The 2,454-nt window shown below is 70.7% G+C and carries 3 protein-coding genes; 1 reads left to right on the forward strand and 2 read right to left on the reverse strand.

The genetic code is table 11. The features are described 5' to 3' along the window. Window positions 1-654, reverse strand: a 654-nt coding sequence (locus tag G3N94_RS40910; RefSeq protein WP_205799850.1) for an MFS transporter, incomplete at its 3' end; no start/stop codon positions are given. 185 nt (window positions 655-839) lie between these two features. On the opposite strand from G3N94_RS40910, the gene G3N94_RS40915 reads away from it, so the two are divergent. Beyond that, window positions 840-1,310, forward strand: a complete 471-nt coding sequence (locus tag G3N94_RS40915) for a helix-turn-helix domain-containing protein (RefSeq protein ID WP_205799851.1) — start codon at window positions 840-842, stop codon at window positions 1,308-1,310. A gap of 13 nt (window positions 1,311-1,323) precedes the next feature. On the opposite strand, the gene G3N94_RS40920 is transcribed toward G3N94_RS40915, so the two are convergent. After that, the coding region (locus G3N94_RS40920) for an MFS transporter (RefSeq protein WP_205799852.1) at window positions 1,324-2,454 on the reverse strand (1,131 nt) is incomplete at its 5' end.

Consider the following 2,454-nt stretch of genomic DNA (forward strand, 5'->3'; position numbering starts at 1 on the left):
GACGCGGGCATGCGGCGCGCGCACGTCCTGCAGCAGCCGCGACAGCACGACGAGCATTGCCAGTGCGAGCGCGCCCGACGCGAGATACACGGCACGCCAGCCCGCAAGGTCGGTCACGACGCCGGCCAGCGAACGCGCGGCCAGCAGGCCGATCACGACGCCGCCCTGGGCCGCGCCAACCACGCGGCCGCGTTCGCCGTCGCCCGCGAGCGCGGCTGCGCAGGCGATCAGGCCCTGCGTCATCGCGGTGCCGAGCAGGCCGACGCCGGCCATGCCGGCCAGCAGCGCGACGCGCGACGACGATGCCGCAACGCCGACGCAGGCCACCGCCAGCAGCACCAGTTGCGCGCCGATCAGCCGCTTGCGGTTCAGCAAGTCGCCGAGCGGCACGACGAACAGCAGCGCAAGCGCGCAGCCGAGCTGCGTCGCGGTGATCACGCCGCCGACCTCGGCATGCGGAATGCCGAAGTCGCGCGCGATCGAATCGAGCAGCGGCTGCGCGTAATAGACGTTCGCGACACTCGCCGCGCAGCACACGGCCAGCAGCGCGACGTGCGCGGTCGACAGTCTGCCGCCGGCGGCGGCAGCGGCGTTGGCAGAAGCGGCAGCGGGCGACGTGCGATCCGCCGCGACCGACGTACAGGAAGAATCCATCCGTGCTCCTCGCGTTAAGTAGTTGCGATTTGAAACTGGTGTGAGTGTAGGAAAAGAAGTTTTAAAATGCAACTTGCTATCGCGTTCGTTACTGCGTGGGCGAAGTGCCTGCGCGTGGATGGCCAGGCGCGCTGCAAAGGCGCGCCGGAGCAAACGTCGAGAAGGTGGAGAAAGCGGAGAGGAAGATGGCCAGACAGAAAAGTCTCGCGGATTCGCCGTGCCCGGTGGCACGGGCGACCGATATCGTCGGTGACCGGTGGGCGCTGCTGATCGTGCGCGACGCATTCGACGGCGTGCGCCGTTTCGGCGATTTCCGGAACAGCCTCGGGGTCGCGAGCAACATCCTGTCGGACCGGCTCAGGATGCTGGTGGAGGCGGGCGTGTTCGAGGTCGTGCCCGCGTCGGACGGCACCGCGTATCAGGAATACGCGCTGACGAAGCAAGGCGAGGGGCTGTTTCCGGTCATCGTGATGCTGCGGCAGTGGGGCGAGGCGAACCTGTTCGAACGCGGCGAAAGGCACTCGGTGCTGATCGACCGCAAGACCGGCCGCGCGATCCGGAAACTCGCGCTGCGTGATGACGACGGACGGGTGCTGAAGGCGGCCGATACGTTCGTCAGGAAGGTGGATGTCGACGGCGACGGCGTCGCGCGCTGAGCGGCGGCGCGCGTCAGTCGATTGCGCGCGCCGTGCGTGCGGCGCGCGATGCGGAATTCGCCGCGTGCGCGTCAGGCCGGACCGCACAGGCCAGCGCGACGCCCGCGATCAGCAGCGCGGCGGAGATCGCGGTTTCGATCCGCAGCCCGTTTGCAACGTGCAGTGCGCCGGCACCGCCCGCCAGTGCGCCGAACGCGGCAACGCCGATCGCGCCGCCTGCCTGCCGCGCAGTATTCAGGACTGCAGACGCGATGCCGGCGCGTTCGGGCGCGACTGATGCAAGCACGGCGGTCGTCATCGCCGGCACCGCGAGCCCCATGCCGGCCGGAATCAGCAGGAACGGCACGAACAGCGCGGCGAGCGGCGTTGCCGCATCCACCTGGTGCAGCAGCCCGTAGCCGAGCGCGGCGACGAGCGCGCCCGCGATCATCGGCGCGCGCGGACCGTGGCGCGCGACGATCCTGCCGCTTGCGATGTTCGACAGCAGGAACCCGCCCGTCAGCGGCAGGAACGCGAGGCCGGCCTGCAACGGCGATTCGCCGCGTACGCGCTGCAGGTACAGCGCGAGCACGAACACGGTTCCGTAATACGTGAGGTTCACGCAGACGCCGAACAGCACCGCCGCGCTGAACGTGCGGCCTCGGAACAGCGACAGCGGCAGCATCGGCGCGGCGGCGCGCGCTTCGGCGGCGACGAACGCGAGCGCGGCGACGCCCGCCAGCGCGAAACCGCCGATCACGGCCGGATGCGCGATGCCGAGCGGCCGCCATTCGATCACGGCGCCGGTCAGCGCGGTCAGCATCACGATCGCGAGCGTCTGGCCGCGTAGATCGAGCGCGCGTGCTGGCGAGCGTGTTGCGGCGTGGGTCGCCGATGCGCCGTTTGCGGCGGCTCGTGGCTTTGCCGGCACCCACATCGCCGTTGCCGCGAGCCCGGCTGCGCACAGCGGCAGATTGACGAGGAAGATGCCGCGCCAGCCCCATGCGGCGATCAGCAGGCCGCCGACGACCGGGCCCGCGGCGATCGAGATCGCGCCGGCGGCGGTCCACCATCCGACCGCCTGTGCGCGCAGCCGCGGGTCGTGGCGGCTCGCATCGTTGAGCAGCGCGAGCGAGTTGGGCAGCATCGCGGCAGCGCCGACGCC

This window comes from Burkholderia sp. Ac-20353, assembly GCF_017104785.1.
Classification (GTDB): Bacteria; Pseudomonadota; Gammaproteobacteria; order Burkholderiales; family Burkholderiaceae; genus Burkholderia.

Bases quoted from the DNA above. Each gene is read 5' to 3' on its own strand.
- G3N94_RS40915 (WP_205799851.1), top strand. From the start codon at position 840: ATGGCCAGACAGAAAAGTCTCGCGGATTCGCCGTGCCCGGTGGCACGG.